This window comes from Segatella copri (assembly GCF_026015625.1).
Taxonomy (GTDB): domain Bacteria; phylum Bacteroidota; class Bacteroidia; order Bacteroidales; family Bacteroidaceae; genus Prevotella; species Prevotella copri_H.
This window is the reverse complement of the sequence record NZ_JAPDVG010000001.1, coordinates 2,464,475-2,482,717: the sequence shown is the minus strand read 5'-3', so window position 1 is coordinate 2,482,717 and position 18,243 is coordinate 2,464,475. Positions and strand designations below refer to the sequence as shown.

Genomic DNA, 18,243 nt, shown 5'->3' with positions numbered 1-18,243 from the left:
AAAGGAAAATAATGATTAGAAGATACATTCTAACCTTTATAGCAGCATTGATCGTTACCTTGAGCAGTTGGGCGCAAGGTGGGCTGCCTAGTCGCTATAATGTAAGCTATCTCAATATGGCTGCAGGTATGCCGAATAATTTTGCTGATGATATCTTTCAGGATTCCTACGGCTTCGTATGGATCAGTACGCATGGTGGTGGACTGGTACGCTACGATGGTTTCAATTTCATGAACTTCGGTTTGGGGTCTGTAGGAATCAGTCTGCGAAGCAACAGCTGCCGTAATGTCTGCGAAGATCCGTTCAAGCGCCTTTGGGTGGCTTTCGAAGAAGGTCCGCAGGTGCTCGACCTCAATACCATGCAGCCTGTTGTTCCACCTTGTGAGAACAGCCAGGTAGAGGCACAACTCAACAAAGTATTCAAGAACCTTTGCACCCGAATATATTGTGATGCAAAGGGCAATATATGGATGCTTTCTTTCAACCAGCTTACCCGTTTCGGCTTTAACGAAAAGGGCGAGGTGAGCAGCGTCTTGTCCACATCCTATCCTTATAATGCTCCCGACCTCGGAATCTGTGATGTCTATCGCAGAGGAACGGTTGTATTATGCAACAATGGAGTGGTGAGCGAGTTTTCTGTGAAGAACAATCAGCTCGTGTCAAAGAACATCTCATCCCTGTTCCCTCCGCTCGAAGGTCGGTATGGGGGGGCGCTTATTTATTATCATGGCAAGATATGGATGGGTACGAATCGCGGATTGCTTAATAGCGGCAAGCAGGAATTCCATTGCTCTGCTACCGACCATTCGCTCCAGCACGAAGTAGTGACGAGCCTTGCTGTTTCTCCAGATGACAAACTTCTGGTAGGAACGCTCTGTGGCGTAGATATCTTCAATGATAAGACCGGAGAGATAGAACATTGGAACACTGCTACGGCTGTGAATCCGCTGAGCAGCAACTTTATCAACAGTCTTTTCTCAAAGAACGGACAGATATGGGTAGGTTCTGAGACAGGTGGTGTTATCAAGCTGGCTCCACGTCAGCTGAATTTGGAATTCTACCGTCACGACCCCGCCACCCCGGGCAGTATCTCTCCTAATGCTGTCAATGCTATGTATGCGGCAGCCGGCGGAACCCTGTGGGTAGGAACAGTAGAGGGAGGTCTCAATGCCTTGACTCCAGGCAGCATGAACTTTGTTCATTATACGGTGGCAAATTCCGGTTTGCCGCATAATACCGTCTCGGTTCTTGCAGCTGATAACCGCAATCAGCTCTGGATTGGTACCTGGGGAAGGGGCTTTGCTGTGATGAATCTCAGTCAGCCGGGCAAGATTATTCCTCTGGTGATAGATGCTAAGCATCAGCATTTACTCAACTTTGCCGGTGCCTTGGCTTACGATCCTATCAATGATGGTATGTGGCTCGGAACCAATGACGGTCTCTTCTTCTATGATATGAAGCGCCGCCAACTCATTGAACCTTTCAGGGGATGCCTGAATGTGCGCGGCTGCATTGGTTCTCTGATAACCCGAAAGGGCAAACTCCTGATGGGTTGTGTGCGGGGAATGGTAGAGGTCGACCTCAAGTCGCGTCCTCATGGCAAGGGCGATTTCGCTGTGACGTATCATCAGTATAAACTCGACAATCCGAAGAGTGGAGTCTTCGATAAGATATTGTCTTTCTGCCAGGCTAAGGATGGAAAGATATGGATGGGCAGTAACGGCTACGGTCTGTATTGCTATACCAGCGATAAAAACGGAAAGACTCAAGTGAAGTCGTATACCACCAATAACGGACTTGCCAACAATATCGTGAAGGGTATTGTAGAGGATAACCAGGGGATGTTGTGGATAGCTACCGATAATGGACTCTCTATCTTCAATCCGAAGACCGAGGCATTCTGTAGTTTCTCCCGTGAAGACGGTCTGATCAGTTCGCAGTTCTATTTCAATGGAGCCATCCGCAATGCCAAGGGCGAAATATTCTTGGGCACCGATGCGGGTATGATGGCTGTAAAGGGCATAAACCGTTCTGTGCATCAGACGGGTAAGTTGTGCTTTACCGAACTTCTGGTAGATAACCAGCCTGTCTTTGCCGGCAGCGATTATCTGGAAGAAGACATTTCTATTGCCAGAAAGTTGCGTATCCATGAGAGTGATAAGTCGTTCACCCTCTTTTTCTCAGCGCTCAATTATGGATGCGAGACACAGGGCGTGTACCTTTATCGCATGAAGGGATACGAGAATGAATGGGTTCAACTCAAGGCTGGTCAGCATAGTGTGCGTTATTCCACTCTGCCAGCTGGAGACTATAAGTTTGAGGTGAAATATATCCCATCTATCAATTCCGACAAGGAGCAGGTGATCTCTGTAGAAGTTCAGATTACTCCTTATTTCTGGAAGAGCTGGTGGTTTGTTGCTCTTATTATAATAGGTATCATTGCCTTGCTCCAATATGCTTATGTGCGCCGTCTCAACAAGATGCGCGAAGAGGAAGTTGAGGCTCTGTACCGTCCTATCGAGGCAGCGATGAAGGAAAGTGATGAACCAGAAAAGCTGCAGAGTCGCATCCAGATGATTCTGCAGAACCAGAAGCGTTATCAGGACAGTCAGAAAAAGAGCATTGAGGCTGACAGGAAGATGGTAGAGGAGACTATGCGTCCATTCATGGAAGAAGTGATGGATGTGATGGAGAAGAATTACGATAATTCGGAGTTTGGTGTACAGGAACTGGCAGATGCCTTAGGTATATCCCGCAGTGTACTGAGCAAGAATCTCTCCAAGGAGACAGGCTTACCAACAGCCCAGTTTATCCGCAACTACCGTCTCGACATCTCGCGCAAGATGATGGCTGATAAAACTTCCAACCGAAATATTACGGAGATAGCCTACCGTGTAGGCTTCAACGATCCGAAGTATTTCACCCGTTGCTTCACCAAGCAGTTTGGCATCTCGCCGACTGCATATAAGGATCAGTTGGATTCTCAGGGTTCAGATATGGCATAGTTCTCTTTGGATTCTTCGGAGAAATAATGTTCCTGGATGTGATAATTTGTTAAGTAAATAAAATAAAACTGAGGGGCTACTTGATATAAGTCAAGTAACCCCTTGTTTTGTATGTGTGGGTACACAACTGGTGGATAAGCACGTAATATCCTTAAAAATCCACTGTTTATGCGTTTTGTCCACCTATAAAACCCAATTGTCCACCCAATATAATCCGGTTAATTGTACTTTTGCCACTGAAAAATGATGGTTGATGTATAGTTTGGCCAGCATTAATCATTTCATCCGCAACCTAAAAAGAGAACGGACGAAGCAATAACAAACTGTAAAAATTGAATAAACAAAGTATAAACCTAAAAATTGATAAGCAATGAGGAAACAATTATTCTCTATGATGCTATGCCTAGGTGCTGTTGGTGGTGCTTCTTTTGTCACCCCAATGCCCGCAATGGCTGCAGTTGCACAAGATCAGGTGATCACGGTCAAGGGACATGTTGTAGATGATCAGGGTGAACCTCTGATTGGTGCAACAGTTAAGACTAAAGATGCCAAGACTGGTGCAGTTACCGACTTAGATGGTAATTTCGAAATTCGAGTAAAGGCTAATGCGACTCTTTTCGTGAGCTATCTTGGCTACAAGGAGCGTGAGATTGCAGTGCGCGGTCGTGCCATTATCGATTCTATCCAACTCTCTGCCGACAATCAGGTGCTTGACCAGGTTGTAGTAGTGGGTTATGGTACACAGAAAAAGGCAGACCTTACCGGTTCTGTATCTATCGTAAATGCTGAGGAGATGAAGAAGGTATCAAACTCTAACATCTCTACTATGCTTGAAGGTAAGGTTGCCGGTGTGCAGATTACATCAGACGGTCAGCCTGGTGCAGATCCTAGTGTGAGAATTCGTGGTATCGGTTCTTTCGGTAGCACAGCTCCTCTTTATGTCATCGATGGTGTGCCAATGGGTACCACTATCCGTGACTTCTCTCCTAATGATATCGAGACCATCCAGATTCTGAAGGATGCTTCTGCGGGTGCCATCTATGGTTCCCGTGCTGCGAATGGTGTCGTTATTATCACTACCAAGAATGGTAAGAAAGACCAGCCTCTGAAGGTGAACTACTCCGGTTACTTTGGTGTTGACCAGATTCCTGGCGATGTATATGATGTAATGAACGCTGACCAGTATAGCAACTATCTGGGTCAGGCTTGCAAGAATTCCAACACTCCTCTGCCTGGCGGTTACAAGATGGGCGAGGATGGAATGTATCATTTCCAGGACGAAACCAACACAGATTGGTTTGACGAGGTATTCAAGACCGGTATCCGACAGAACCACAACGTAGCCCTCAGCGGTGGTAGCTCTCACAGTACTTATAATGTATCTCTCGACTACTATAACCAGAAGGGTACCTTGGAAGGTGCAGGTCCTAACTACGAGCGTTACACAGCCCGTGTGAACAATACCATGGACACCAAGTTCGTGAAGTTCCGTACCAGCATGGTTTACTCTCACTCTAACCAGGACAACATGGGTCTTTCCAATGCCTCAGAGTATGTCCAGGGTCTGTATGGTGATGTAACCAACGTGCTCCGTGGTACACTTCTGATGCAGCCAACCATCAAGGCTTACGATAAGTCAACATGGGTTCTCGATGACAAGGTAGGTGCTGCAAACGGTTATCGCTACGATGCTTACGGTTATGGTGTTTACTATGATGGCGTACATGGTGATATTTCAGCTTCTAACCCATTGCTGGTTAATAACCTCCTGCAGCGCAACACCTTGGTTGACCGCTTCGTAGGTACCGCTTCTGCCGACGTAGATTTGTTGGGCATGGTAGGTATCAAGAGCAAGAACCATGGTCTTCACTATAATGTAAACCTCTCTTACAGCAAGACAGAGGCAAAGGATAAGACCTGGATTCCTTCCTGGATTCAGAGCAACCGTGTATATCTTGCCAAGGAGAATGAGCGCCTTACCAAGGGCTCACGCAACTACAGCGACGCCTTGGTTGAGAATACCATCACATACGATGGCAAGATTGGCAAGCACAACATCAACCTGCTCGCCGGTATGACATACGAGGAGGAAAATACCAACCTCCTGACTGGTTGGGGTATCAACTTCACTGAGCCATACTTCCTCCAGCTTCAGAATGCCAAGAATACTTACTCTGAGTCATACGAGTATAAGCATAGTCTGGCATCATACGTAGGTCGTTTGAACTACAACTATGATGAGAAGTATCTGCTTTCTGCAGTAGTACGTCGTGACGGTAGCTCCCGTTTGAGCAAGAACATCCGTTGGGCAACCTTCCCATCTGTATCTTTAGGTTGGCGCTTCGATAAGGAGAAGTTCTTCCCTATCAGCCGCGACATCGTTAACATGTTCAAGATTCGTGCCAGCTATGGTGAGCTCGGTAACGAGAACATTGGTGAGTACCAGTATATGGCTAGCATGAACCGTAACAACATGACTTACAGCTTCGGCAACAGTCTTGTAACCGGTTCTGCCGTTTCTACCTTCGTGAACAGCGATATCGCCTGGGAGAAGAAGAAGACCACCAACGTGGGTATCGACCTGGCAATGTTCAACAACCGTTTGGAGTTCACTGCCGAGTGGTATAAGAACAAGTCAGAAGACCTGCTTTACTCAGTTCCTGTGCCAGCACAGACCGGTGTATCCAACACCTCTGTAACCATGAACGCTGCCTCTATGGAGAACAGTGGCTTCGAGTTCAGCGCTACCTACCGCAACCGCGATCATGCCCTCAAGTATGATATCAGCGCCAACGTAAGTACCTTGAAGAATAAAGTAACTTCTCTGGGTATCGGTAAGAATTCATACATTACGGGTGCATACGCTACTTACGTAGGTCAGGAGATTGGTAAGTTCTATGGTTGGGTTTACGAGGGAATCGCCCGTACACAGGATGAACTTGATGGACATGCAACCCAGCAGGGAGCCAATGTTGGTGATTGTCTCTACAAGGATATCTCAGGTCCTAACGGAGAACCAGATGGCGTAATCGATGCTTACGACCAGACCGTATTGGGCAGTGGTCTTCCAAAGGTGAACTTCGGTTTGAGCACTCACATGGAGTATAAGGGTTTCGACCTCAACATCTCAACCTACGGAGTTTTGAATTATCATGTATCAGATGATATCTATAACAGTTTGAACTCTTGCTACGGCTATGGCAACAAGGAAGTAGGAATGCTGGATGCCAACCGCTGGTCAGAGGATGGTTCTACCTACCTCTCTAGTGTTCCACGCACCTATGCAGCCAACAATGCAACATTAGGCTGGAACGACCTCTTCAGCTCTCGCAAGATTCAGAATGCTGCTTACTGGAAGATAGCCAACGTAGAGTTGGGCTACAACTTCCCAGACAAGTGGTTTGGTGGATATGTAAGTGGTGTACGTCTCTATGTATCAGCACAGAACCTCTACACCTTCACAGGCTATCATGGATATAATGTAGACTACGCTGGCGGTACCTTTACCCCAGGTTATAACTTCTGCTCTTTCCCAAGTGCCAGAACGTTTATGTGCGGTCTCCATTTCACATTCTAATAATGAGAATAGACAAGAATAAGATTCATTATTATTTAAAAGAACATTTGATATGAAACTATATAAATTATCATTAGCTCTCTTCCTTGGCCTCGGTGCTATGGCTACCACATCTTGCGAGGACAAGTTGGATGTTACCAATCCTAACCAGCAGACCACCGGTACCTTCGGTTTCAATGCTGATGATCTGGAGGAGTGCGTTATTGCAGCATACAACCATATTCGTATGGAAGGTTCTTCGGCACGTGTGGGTTATACCCTCGATGTGACACGTGGCGATGAGGTATGGAACTCATCACAGGTATGGTACATGCCATTCGATGACATGAACGACCCTGTGACGGATGAAATCTCCATGTGGCCTTGGCGTGAGGCTTACTATACTATTAATGTATGTAACTTCATTCTTTCACGTACCACAGGCGATGATGCTTCGCTCAGCGAAAGCATGAAGCGAATCAAGGGACAGGCTCTCTTCCTCCGCGGTTATTCATACTATACATTGGCAGGATATTACCAGAATCCTGCGCTGATAACTGATTATGCCAACTATTCTTCTCTGGATGGTCTCTATGGCAAGAACAGTACCTACGACGATGTGCTCGATCAGGTAGAGAAGGACTTCTCAGAGGCAATGACTCTCCTCCCATCACGTGATGAGGGTGGCGAGTGGGCAAAGGGTCGTGCTACCTGCGGTGCTGCTGCCGGCTACTATGCCCGCACTCTGATGCAGCGCCATAAGTATAGCGATGCACTCGTTGTACTCAAGGACATCATGAACAAGAAGTATGGCTCTTACAAGCTGATGGCCAACTATGGCGACAACTTCCGTGAGGGTTCTGCTTATGAGAACAATGCCGAGAGCCTCTTCGAAATCCAGTATCTCGACTACGGTTCACAGGGTGTAGATGATGAGTGGACTCCTGGTAATACCAGTCCTAATGCTACACAGGGTCATGCCGTAGAGTCTAACTTCGCTCCAGGTAGATTCGGTGGATGGGCAGACCTCTCAGCTTCTCCATGGTTGTACAACCTCTTCAAGCAGGAGCGTACCACAGCTGGTAAGTTGGATCCACGTCTCTACTGGACCATCGGTACATACGAGACAGACTGGGTTGGTTTTGAGAATGGTAACGTAGCTTACAAGAGCGAGATGACAGCTTCTGATACCATCATAACCAACAACAACTATGGTGGTCTTCCTATCGCTAAGTGGACCAATTTCCGTACCAACCTTTATGATAAGGTGACAACCGGTCTTCATTGCGGTATCAACCTCCGTATGATGCGTTACTCTGACGTTTTGCTTCGTGCTGCAGAGTGCGAGAACGAGGTGAACGGTCCTACACAGCAGGCTATCGACTGGATTAACCAGGTTCGTGAGCGTGCCAACCTGAAGGATTTGAGTCTCTCAGACTTCGATACCAAGGATAAGCTCTTCGAGCAGATTGCCAATGTAGAGCGTCCAAAGGAGTTCGGTTGCGAGTATGGTCGTGGTTTCGATTTGATTCGTTGGGGATTCTTCTATGATCAGGGTCGTTTGGCTCAGTTGAAGGAGCACGGAACCTTCCGTCGTTCTCCATACAAGGCAAAGGAGTCGGTAAGCTACTCTTTGGTAGGTGTTGATTCAGAGGTGAAGAGCTCTTACGATACATACGTACCAGGTCATGAGTTCCTGCCTATCTATCAGGGCTTGTTGAATGATAACCCTAACCTGACAGGTAACTCAGCTAATACGAATACGGATAACTCATCTGATTTCTTCGGAAGAGGTTGGACTGTTCATCCTGTAGTTAACTTGGGCAACTAATAATATCTATTCCTATGGGGGGTCTTAAGGATAGCCCCATAGGAAAACCAAAATAACAATTTATATATTTATAATAGGATATAATATGAAACGTCTAAATAAATTAGCAGCCGTCTTCTGCGTGGCAGCCATGACATTGACAGCGATTACAGGATGTGAGGGAAGTGACATGTTTAGCGTCAACTCTCCTGATTGGCTCTCTGAAAAGATTGATTCAATCGAAAAAGCTAACCAATCTACAGAGGAAGTGCTCGTAGGTATGAATGAGGATGTCTATACTGTAGGTAATACTGATTTCTCTTCAGGCTTTTGGACTTCATTCTCAAAGTATTATGTGGTTCAAGACAACCAGAAGTGGAATGCCGTGTTCAATCTGAACATCAATCCTTCTGCGACTAACACCTATAAGAACTTTGCCCTCGTCATCACCAATGATGTGGATCGTGGCGGAACAGGTTATACCGAGTATGGTGCTATCCGTTTTGATAACCAGCCAAGCGGTAACTCTGAGTGGGGTGACCATATCGACAGAAGCTGCGTGCAGAGTAATCTCACCTTTGAAACTGATACAGACAAGGGTGTAGATAAGTTGGGTGGTAAGGTAACATTGACGGTTGACCGTTCCCGTGTAGATACTTTCATGGTGAAGATTACCAATGGTACTGTTACCAAGACCTACATTCAGCCATCTAAGATTGCTAATCTGAATGCAGACGAGAGCAATACCAACATCCGTTGCTTCCTGGTACCTGAGGGCTCTTACATCGATTTCATGCAGAGCAACGTAGAACCTATCGGCGGTTATACATCTGCCCAGGATAAGGCTCCGGTTTCTATGGTGTTGAACAATGTTCCTGCCGAAGTAGACGAGAATACACCCCTAGAGAAGGCAATGGAGAATGTATCTGCTACCGTAACCTTCGAGGAAGGTATAACCAAGGTAATTCCTGCCAAGGAACTTTATTTCTCTCCCATCAACGATATGGATGTTTCTGGCACCAAGAACCTCATCGTCATCTATAACAAGACATTCAAGGGCGAGAATGCTTCTACTCCTATCGTTGCACAGAAGACATTCGAAGTTGTGCCAGCTATCACAGCTCTCCATATAGTAAGTGCGCCTAAACGTCTTGACTATACATATTATGAAGCTTCTGGTATAACATTGCCAGAAAATGCAACTTTGGCTTTAGATGTAAAAGGCTTGGCAGTACAAGCTACATATTTGGATGGCAAGACTCGTGACATTGCTCTTGATAAGTTAACTTTTTCTAACGTACCTATGAAGGTTGGTAAGCAAGCTATTACGGTAACTGCAAAAAATGGTGTTAAGACAACTTTCGATGTTAATGTAACGAAGAGTGCTGCTACATTCGTAACCCCTAGCCCTGCAGTCTTGGGTGCAGAGGATTGCACTAGTCCATTTTGGAGTGCTCACCTTGATGCAGATGTTCATGTCCCTTCTGGTGAAGCTCGTGCATTCTCTCTGACTAATTATGGCGCAGCTGCTAATTTTAACAATTATGTAATAGTCCTCCGCAAGGCTGATTTGAGTGAGTATGGTGTGTTCCGTTCTGACAACTGGGGATGGGGCGCCGCTGTAGGTGGTGATGGTGCTCCTAGTATCTCTCATGCAGGAACTCAGGGTGAATGGGCAACTTGGCTTGCTGGTATGAATGGTGCCAAAGTACAAGTTTATGTAGCCAATCAAAATGGTAAGGTTAATATTTTGGCAGTGATGGTTGGTACTACAGGACAGGTTTCTACACAGTATTATCTGGATATTCCTGTAGAGGCTGATGATGTCAATGTTGACTTTACTGTAGATAGCAGCTGCTTGAAGTTCGATTCTACATCTTCTGCTCGCAAGCACTATACTCGTGCTCACCGCAGATAATCCTCGAAGAGAAATCTTTGGCAAAACTATAATAATAAAGGTAGGTCTTGATGCTAACAGGCTTCCGTAGACCTGCCTTTATTAGAAAGAAAATATAAAGGATATAAAAACTAACTAAACGTAAGGAAACAATGAAGAAACTTCATACTTTAGTACTATTGCTCGCTTGTACTTTGGCGGTAGGCTGTAGCAGTGGAGGCGATGACCCAATTGACGATCCAAAGCCTACACCAACTCCTACGCCTACTCCAACACCTAGTGATCCAACGGATGCCGACTTAGCAAACTACAAGTGCCCAACCTATGTTGATAACTATGTATCCATAGCCGACTGGAGTAAGCGTAGCCAGTGGAATCTTGCCAATGTGCACGACCCATCGGTGATGAAGGCAGCCGACGGCTATTATTATATGTATCAGACTGATGCCAGCTATGGCAATGCCCACGATGGTCATGGACACTTCCATGCTCGTCGAAGCAAAGACCTCGTAAACTGGGAATATCTCGGTGGTACGATGAAGGTGGCTCCTGCTTGGGTGAAGGCTAAGTTGAACGAGATTCGTGCTGAGCAAGGTTTGGCTCCTATCGCCAACCCAAAATATGGCTATTGGGCTCCTTGCGTAAGAAAAGTGAAGGATAATCTTTATCGTATGTACTATGCCATCGTGGTGGACAACTACATCAAGACAGGTGGCATTACCTATGATGGCTCTTGGACGGAGCGTGCCTTCATCGGTATGGCAGAGACTACGGACCCAGCCAGCAACAAGTGGACAGACAAGGGTTTCGTGATTTGCTCTTCTTCTGATAAGGGTAAGAACTGGACTCGCAAATCGAACAGCGACTGGGACGGCTACTTCAAGTTCAATGCCATCGACCCTTCGTTCATCATCACACCTAATGGCGAGCACTGGCTTATCTATGGCTCTTGGCACAGCGGTATCGCTGCCGTGCAGTTGAACCCAGAGACAGGCAAGACCTTGAAAGAACTTCCTAAGTCATACGGTACAGCAGATGAGATTGCTCCTTACGGAAAGCTTATCTTCACTCGTACCAACGGTAGTCGTTGGCAGGGAGCTGAGGCTCCTGAGGTTGTATACCATGATGGATATTATTATCTCTTCTTGGCTTACGATGGCTTGGATGTTCCTTACAACACCCGTGTGCTTCGTTCCAAGAATGTGGACGGTCCTTACGAGACGATGAACAACAGAGTGACTAATGCAGCCAATGGCGCAGGTGACAATCCTACCGTCTTGACTCATCCTTATAAGTTCAGCCAGGGATATGGTTGGGTAGGCATCAGCCACTGTGCCGTCTTCGACGATGGCGCGGGCAACTGGTATTATGTATCCCAGCAGCGTTTCCCACAGAATGTAGGTGGAAATGCTTATAGCAACGCCCTGATGATGGGTGGCGTGCGCAGTATCAAGTGGAATGAGAACGGATGGCCTGTTGTCATGCCTGAGCGTTATGGCGCTGTGCCACAAGTGGCTATCAAGGCTAGCGAACTGGCTGGCACTTGGGAAGGTATCGACCTCGCTTATGAGTATGGCAAACAGCGCGTCAGCACCGAATTTACACTCAATGCCGACGGCTCAATGACGGGTGGTACGGCTTGGCCTAATGTGAAGGTATGGAACTTTGATACTTCTTCTAATACACTCACCATCGGTACTACCAAGCTCAAGGTACAGCGTGAGGTTGACTGGGAGGCTAGTCCTCGCAAGTTGACTATCGTATACTCTGGCGTCAGTGGTAGCAAGAGCTTCTGGGGCAAGAAAAAATAAATGTTAGTTAGTTTTTAAGGTATAAAAGAATCTAAGTAGAATCTTTGGGGGAGTTAAGCAGTGAAGCTATGACTCCCCTTTTTTGTTAAAAAAATAGAGAAGATATACAGATGAAACAAACTGCAATGAAATATTTTGGCATTGTGGCGATAGCCATGATGCTAGCGCCAGCTGAGTCTCGTGCACAACAGCCTTTGGTTGTAGATACTCCTTTTGTCCACGACCCCGTGATGGCGTATGAGAATGGCAAGTACTATCTCTACTGCACAGGTCATGGCATCACGCAGATGACTTCCACCGACCGCAAGCATTGGACCATCGTTCCTCAGGGCGTGCTCAAGAACAGCGAGATTCCGGCATGGACGCATGATAGTGTGCCGGGTTTTACCACGCATATCTGGGCTCCGGATGTTATCCGCTTCAAGAACAAGTGGTATCTGGCTTATTCCTGTTCCACCTTTGGCAAGAATACTTCTGCCATCGGCTTGCTGAGCAATACTTCCTTATCTGATAAGGATGGATGGAAGGATGAGGGCTGCCTCGTCGCCTCCAAGGGCGATAGAGACAACTGGAATGCCATCGACCCGAATTTCATTGTTGATGAGAAGGGGAACCCTTGGCTTACCTGGGGTTCTTTCTGGGATGGTATCCAGATGATCAAGCTGGATAAGAAGACGATGCATGTCAAGAAGGGCGCCAAGCCTCAGACCATCGCCCGTCGTCATGTCGTGGGCGATGCATCAGCAGAACCGAATCCTACTTCTAAGTTTGCCGGTACCAATGCCATCGAGGCTCCTTTCATCATGAAACATGGTGGTTATTACTATCTCTTCGTGAGCTGGGATTACTGCTGCCGTGGCATCAAGAGCAACTATCGTGTTGCCGTGGGCAGGAGCAAGAAGGTGGCTGGTCCTTATCTGGATAAGGAGGGTAGGGACATGCGCAATGGCGGTGGTACGCTGATTCTGGAAGGCGATAAGAAAGAATATGAGGCGATGGGCCATTGCTCTGCCTACTCTTTCCCTGATGGCGATTTCTTCTTCTGTCATGGTTACAGCGTGCCAAAGAATGGCGCCAGCATCCTGGTTCAGAAGAAAGTCAACTGGACGGAAGATGGGTGGCTGACGCTGGAATAACGTCGCGACGTATCTGTCGCTACGTCGTGACGCGTCGATTGCTACGTCGTGACGCCTCAGATGTTACGTCGTGACGTAATTTCGGGAACATCGGCAAGTGGAGACGCTTACGCTTTATTTTTAAAACACGGACAAATTGAATTTGTCCGGCTCATTTGTCTGGTAGCTTGTAAGTTGTTGAAAATAAGTAATTTATAAGACTGCGGATAATTTGTCCGTGTTGTTTTTTTAGCCCTTTTTTGCTTGAAAACCATGGGATATGGTGCCGAAACCTATGAGATGCTGGAAAGAAACCTATGAGTTATGATGAAAGAAACCATGAGTTGTGAGGGAGAAAACTATGACTTAGTTTTTTTAACATAAAGCTCTAAAGCAACCAAAGGAGAATAAGAGAGGTTGGAACGTAAACAGTTGGGAATGAGCAGATTTGCACAAAGTTGCCAAATCGGCATAAAGCAAGCGAGTGAGGAATATTGAAGTAGTTCAGTTACTAAATCGTGAGCCACAGTTACCTATGCAAAGCAGGTAACAATGCGGAAAGGCAACTTTGTGCATCAACGGATTTTATTGCGCTGATTCTCAATGTTTTGCGTATCAAGGAACGCTTACAAAATGATTATATTTGCACACTCAAAATGTAAGCGTTATGAAAATCGAAAAATTCAAGGTGTTGCTCTACCTAAAAAAGAGCGGAATGGACAAGAATGGAAAAGCTCCCATCATGGGACGCATCACGGTGAACAGGACTATGGCGCAGTTCTCCTGCAAGTTGTCTTGCTCTCCATCGCTTTGGAATCCCCGTGCCAGCCGATTGGAAGGCAAGAGCAAGGAAGCCGTGGAGACCAACAAGGACATCGAGCAGTTGTTGCTTTCCATCCAAAAAGCTTTCGATGTGCTTGTGGAAAAGAGAACGGACTTCGAGGCTAAGGATGTCAAGGAGGCTTTGCAGGGCAGCGTCAAGACACAGACCACCCTTCTCTCCTTCGTGGACGAGCATATCAATGAACTCAACACCCATGAGGGCATTGATATGTCGAAGAGCAGTGTCTGGACTTACAGAAAGATTCGCAAGAATCTCGCTGAGTTCATCGGGGAGAAGTATAGGTTGACTGATTTGGCTTTCGGACAGCTGACCGAGCCTTTCATCAGTGACTTTCACCATTACTTGCTTGACGAGAAAGGCTTTTCATCAGGAACCATCACCATCTATGTGTCGCTCTTCAAAAAGATGTGCCGCATCGCCTTTGAGCGAGGCTTGTGCAAGAACCTGCTGTTCGCCCATTATCGGGTTGGCACTCCAAAGGTTACGACACCCAAGGCTCTCAGCATGTCTGATTTCATAAAAATCCGTGATGCGGAACTGCCCGAAGACAAGCCGAGACTATCCGTTAGCCGTGACATGTTTCTTTTCGCCTGCTATGCAGGAACAGCCTTCATAGACACCGTTTCCATCACGAAAGCCAATGTCAAAGTGTTGGAGGATGGCGACAAATGGCTCATCTATAACCGCAAGAAGACCGGAACACTTGCCAGGGTGAAACTCCTGCCCGAGGCGTTGGAGCTGATGGCGAAATACGAGGACGGGGCAAGAGATACCCTTTTCCCATTGCTGAGCACGAATCGTGTTCGTATCGATCTCATCACCATCTGCAAGTTGGCGGAAACGAGCAAGACCTATTCCTACCATTCGGGACGACACTCGTTCGCCAGCCTCATTACGCTGGAGGCAGGTGTGCCGATGGAGACCATCTGCAAGATGCTCGGTCACAAGGATGTGAAGATGACGCAGCGGTATGCGAGAGTAACCCAAAAGAAGCTGTTTGAGGACATGGACAGGTTCATCGCTGCAACCGGGAAGGACTTTATTCTCGCATTATGAACAAGGCTTTCAACTTTTCTTTTTACAGTTTCAACTACATTATTATATTATAAGGACAACAACTATGAGCAGAAGTACATTTTCAATTTTGCCTTACATCAACAGACAGAAGGTGAAGGCAGACGGAACAGCCAACATACTTTGCCGCATCACCGTTGACGGCAAAAGCGCAGCCATTTCCACAGGCATATCCTGTACCCCACAGGAGTGGAACGCCAAGAAGGGAGAGGTACGGAACGCAAGGGACAACGGACGATTGGCAAGTTTCCTTGCTGGGGTCAAGGATAAATACAACTCACTTCTTACCACCAATGGCATCATCACCGTGGAAATGCTGAAGGCTGTGTTGAAGGACAAGGACACGACAGGAAGGTTCTTGCTGAACTTTGGTGATACCATCGTGGAATGGTATCGAACCTCAAAAGCCAGACAAACCTTCCTGCACAAGCGGACATGGCAGAAGAACCTGAGAGCCTTTGTCCATTCGTTGGATAAGGACGACATCGCCTTTGAGGACATAGACGAGAATTTCGGGGAGGAATACAAACTATTCCTGAAACGAGACCAGGGACGCATCGACAGCTACGTGAACCATTGCCTTCTCTGGCTGAACATGTTGATGTACAAGGCAGTGGACAGGAGCATTATCCGCTTCAATCCCATAGCCAAGATAGGGTATGAGAAGAAGGCAGCCCCGAAGATGACCCATATCAGCAAGGCAGACTTCATCAAGATGCTCTCTACTCCGATGGCTGACGAGCGAACGGAGCTTGCACGCAGATGTTTCATTTTTGCCTCGCTCACCTCCTTATCCTATATAGATGTAAAGAAACTGTACCCTCACCATATCAGTGAGAACTCCGAGGGTAGGAAGTTCATCCGCAAGGAAAGAGAGAAGACAGGCGTGGAGTTCTTCGTGCCACTCCATCCGATAGCCGAGAAGATTCTTTCGCTCTACAATACCACGGACGACAGCAAGCCTGTTTTTCCACTGGGTGAGAAGAAAGACATCTATCTTGATGTGCATACCCTTGGAATGGTGCTTGGCATAAGTAATAAGTTGGGATTCCACGCCAGCCGCCATACATTCGGAGTCTTGATGCTCAACGAGGACATTCCCATCGGCAGCATAGCCAAGATGATGGGACACGCAGACATCACAAGCACACAGGTCTATGCGCAGGTGACGGAGCAGAAGATTTCAAATGACATGGATAAGCTTATTGCCAAGCGAGAAAGAAACAGATTGTCGAACGAAAAAACTATTGGAAAATGAACAGAGGAGTTATAACAATCAGCGAGAGCGGAACGGTATCCATGCCGACCGATACTGTATGGATGACCATGCAGGAGATTGCCGACATGTACAATGTGTTCGGCTGCTATGTGCGCAAGGCTATCAAGGCTGTATTCAAGGACGGCATTCTGAAAGAGCAGGGTGTACGCCGTCATGTCAGGAAGAACGACCGCATCAGCTATGATGTGTATAGCCTTGAACTCGTCATTGCGGTAGCCTTCCGTGTTGACAGCATTGAGAGCAGAGCCTTTCGGGAGTTCATCATGCAGTCCGTCATAGGCAAGCAGACAAGCCGCACTAAACTGGTCTGTATCTTTACAGAGAATGCAATGGCATAGACCTGCCATAAAGCAACGTTCCTTGGAGGCTTTGCGCCTCCAGCCACTTGGGCGAGCCACCGCAGTGTTTTAGCTTTTACCTTTGCACCCAGGAATCAAGTTAGGATATTTGGTTAATGGGTGTTAAGGTGAACTATCTTTCTTTCAAGGTATGCCCTTTCTCATGTCATAGTCCTTATATAATCCAGCCAACTTTCTTGATTCCATTTAACTATTAAATGTCAAAATTATGGATAAAGAACTTTACATAGGCGTGGATGTCTCAAAGCAGACTCTCGACCTTGCTTATTATGACGGAGAAAGCATTGATTGGAAGAAAGCCCATATAAAGGTGAGCAACAACAATGCAGGTTTCAAGAAAATTGGTTCATGGGTGGCAAAGGTAAGCAAGGGGTTTGATATAGTCTTGTTCTGTATGGAATATACAGGACTTTACACCCAAAACTTTAGACTGTGGTTGGAAGAGAAACATTATATTTATAGGATGGTGGAACCTCGCAAGATGCATCGCTTTGAGCCAGACTTGGATGATGGACTGCGTTCGCTCGACCGCATCAAGACTGACGAGCTTGATTCTTTCCGCATAGCCATTTACTGTGAGCAGAACCACAGAAAGATTCTTCGCAACCCATCAAAACTTCCTCCTCCTGTATATTTTAAGTTGAAGAGGCTTTTGGCGGAACGCAAGCAGACAGTCAAGCAGTCAGTCCTTTACAAGCAGCAGCTTCATGATATATGTGCGTATGACACAGATTTGTCTGTGGAACGTAAGAATGGGCAACTTAAAACGCTCAATGATGCACTTAAAGGCATAGACAATGAAATTGACATGTACATAAAAGAAGATGCGGACATCAGCAAGAACTTTTCCCTGCTGACATCAATACCTGGTATTGGGCGTGTTGTCGCACTTGAAACCATTGTCTTGACCGAAAACTTCATGGCAATAGATAACCCACGTAAATACGCTTGCTATATTGGTGTCGCTCCTTTCAAGAAAGAATCTGGTACATCTGTGAGAAAAGGCTCGTCAGTCTCTAAGAAAGGTTTTAAACAGGCAAAGGCAGATTTGTCCATTGCCTGTTTGGTTTGCATGCAGCACATTCCGAACATCAGAGATTACTGGGAACGCAAGAGAAAGGAGAAATGCAGTGGAATAGTGTTTAATGCAATCAAGTTTAAGATGATACTCCGTATGTTTGCCGTTATAAAACGAGGTACTCCGTATGTGGAGACGGACAATTATCGAAATGGGAAAAACAAGCAACCAGGAGTGAACTAACAGTGTTTTAAGACCATCACTATACCATGATAGAGTCTCTTGGTTGCTTTTGGCACTACCTTTGCGAGGAATCCTCAAAAGGAAGGAACTCCAGACAGAGGTAGTGAACTTTTTAATCTTAGGCAAAGCCCTTTCCCTTGATATAGTCTCCTCTGCCCGAAATGTCAGACTCAGTGCCTTTTAGGGAATTAGCTGTCCGTCCCAGCTTTTAAAAGATTTGGCTTATCCTGAC

10 protein-coding genes are annotated in these 18,243 nt (G+C 46.5%); all 10 read left to right on the top strand.

Annotated elements, in window-relative coordinates:
• Positions 1–11 precede the first annotated feature (11 nt).
• The 10 genes from ONT19_RS10555 to ONT19_RS10510 all read left to right on the top strand — a co-directional run bounded on the left by ONT19_RS10555 (position 12) and on the right by ONT19_RS10510 (position 18,011).
• Complete coding sequence (locus tag ONT19_RS10555; RefSeq protein WP_264951919.1) at positions 12–3,005, top strand: two-component regulator propeller domain-containing protein; 2,994 nt, start codon at positions 12–14, stop codon at positions 3,003–3,005.
• 370 nt (positions 3,006–3,375) lie between these two features.
• Positions 3,376–6,582 carry a SusC/RagA family TonB-linked outer membrane protein gene (locus ONT19_RS10550; RefSeq protein WP_264951918.1) on the top strand — a complete coding sequence of 1,069 codons (3,207 nt, stop codon included), beginning with the start codon at positions 3,376–3,378 and terminating at the stop codon, positions 6,580–6,582.
• A 52-nt stretch (positions 6,583–6,634) separates the two neighbouring features.
• The gene (locus ONT19_RS10545) at positions 6,635–8,392 is read left to right on the top strand and encodes a RagB/SusD family nutrient uptake outer membrane protein (protein WP_153079998.1); all 1,758 of its coding nucleotides are present in this window, start codon (positions 6,635–6,637) and stop codon (positions 8,390–8,392) included.
• Between the two features lie 85 nt (positions 8,393–8,477).
• The gene (locus ONT19_RS10540; protein WP_264951917.1) at positions 8,478–10,289 is read left to right on the top strand and encodes a bacterial Ig-like domain-containing protein; all 1,812 of its coding nucleotides are present in this window, start codon (positions 8,478–8,480) and stop codon (positions 10,287–10,289) included.
• A 131-nt stretch (positions 10,290–10,420) separates the two neighbouring features.
• On the top strand, positions 10,421–12,079 hold the full coding sequence (locus ONT19_RS10535; RefSeq protein ID WP_153079996.1) for an arabinan endo-1,5-alpha-L-arabinosidase: 1,659 nt from the start codon (positions 10,421–10,423) through the stop codon (positions 12,077–12,079).
• A 110-nt stretch (positions 12,080–12,189) separates the two neighbouring features.
• Positions 12,190–13,215 (top strand): family 43 glycosylhydrolase, encoded by a 1,026-nt coding sequence (locus ONT19_RS10530; RefSeq protein WP_194252684.1) that lies wholly within the window; start codon positions 12,190–12,192, stop codon positions 13,213–13,215.
• Between the two features lie 646 nt (positions 13,216–13,861).
• Positions 13,862–15,094 carry a phage integrase SAM-like domain-containing protein gene (locus tag ONT19_RS10525; RefSeq protein WP_264964883.1) on the top strand — a complete coding sequence of 411 codons (1,233 nt, stop codon included), beginning with the start codon at positions 13,862–13,864 and terminating at the stop codon, positions 15,092–15,094.
• 64 nt (positions 15,095–15,158) lie between these two features.
• Entirely contained in the window at positions 15,159–16,370 is a 1,212-nt protein-coding gene (locus ONT19_RS10520; protein ID WP_264964882.1) for a site-specific integrase, read from the top strand.
• On the top strand, positions 16,367–16,729 hold the full coding sequence (locus tag ONT19_RS10515) for a hypothetical protein (RefSeq protein ID WP_264964881.1): 363 nt from the start codon (positions 16,367–16,369) through the stop codon (positions 16,727–16,729). Before ONT19_RS10520 ends, ONT19_RS10515 begins: the two co-directional genes overlap by 4 nt.
• 229 nt (positions 16,730–16,958) lie before the next feature.
• On the top strand, positions 16,959–18,011 hold the full coding sequence (locus tag ONT19_RS10510) for a transposase (protein WP_203069454.1): 1,053 nt from the start codon (positions 16,959–16,961) through the stop codon (positions 18,009–18,011).
• Positions 18,012–18,243: the final 232 nt, after the last annotated feature.

Coding starts and splice junctions, on each gene's coding strand:
- ONT19_RS10515 (WP_264964881.1), top strand. CDS start 16,367: ATGAACAGAGGAGTTATAACAATCAGCGAGAGCGGAACGGTATCCATG.
- ONT19_RS10535 (WP_153079996.1), top strand. CDS start 10,421: ATGAAGAAACTTCATACTTTAGTACTATTGCTCGCTTGTACTTTGGCG.
- ONT19_RS10555 (WP_264951919.1), top strand. CDS start 12: ATGATTAGAAGATACATTCTAACCTTTATAGCAGCATTGATCGTTACC.
- ONT19_RS10540 (WP_264951917.1), top strand. CDS start 8,478: ATGAAACGTCTAAATAAATTAGCAGCCGTCTTCTGCGTGGCAGCCATG.
- ONT19_RS10510 (WP_203069454.1), top strand. CDS start 16,959: ATGGATAAAGAACTTTACATAGGCGTGGATGTCTCAAAGCAGACTCTC.
- ONT19_RS10530 (WP_194252684.1), top strand. CDS start 12,190: ATGAAACAAACTGCAATGAAATATTTTGGCATTGTGGCGATAGCCATG.
- ONT19_RS10545 (WP_153079998.1), top strand. CDS start 6,635: ATGAAACTATATAAATTATCATTAGCTCTCTTCCTTGGCCTCGGTGCT.
- ONT19_RS10525 (WP_264964883.1), top strand. CDS start 13,862: ATGAAAATCGAAAAATTCAAGGTGTTGCTCTACCTAAAAAAGAGCGGA.
- ONT19_RS10550 (WP_264951918.1), top strand. CDS start 3,376: ATGAGGAAACAATTATTCTCTATGATGCTATGCCTAGGTGCTGTTGGT.
- ONT19_RS10520 (WP_264964882.1), top strand. CDS start 15,159: ATGAGCAGAAGTACATTTTCAATTTTGCCTTACATCAACAGACAGAAG.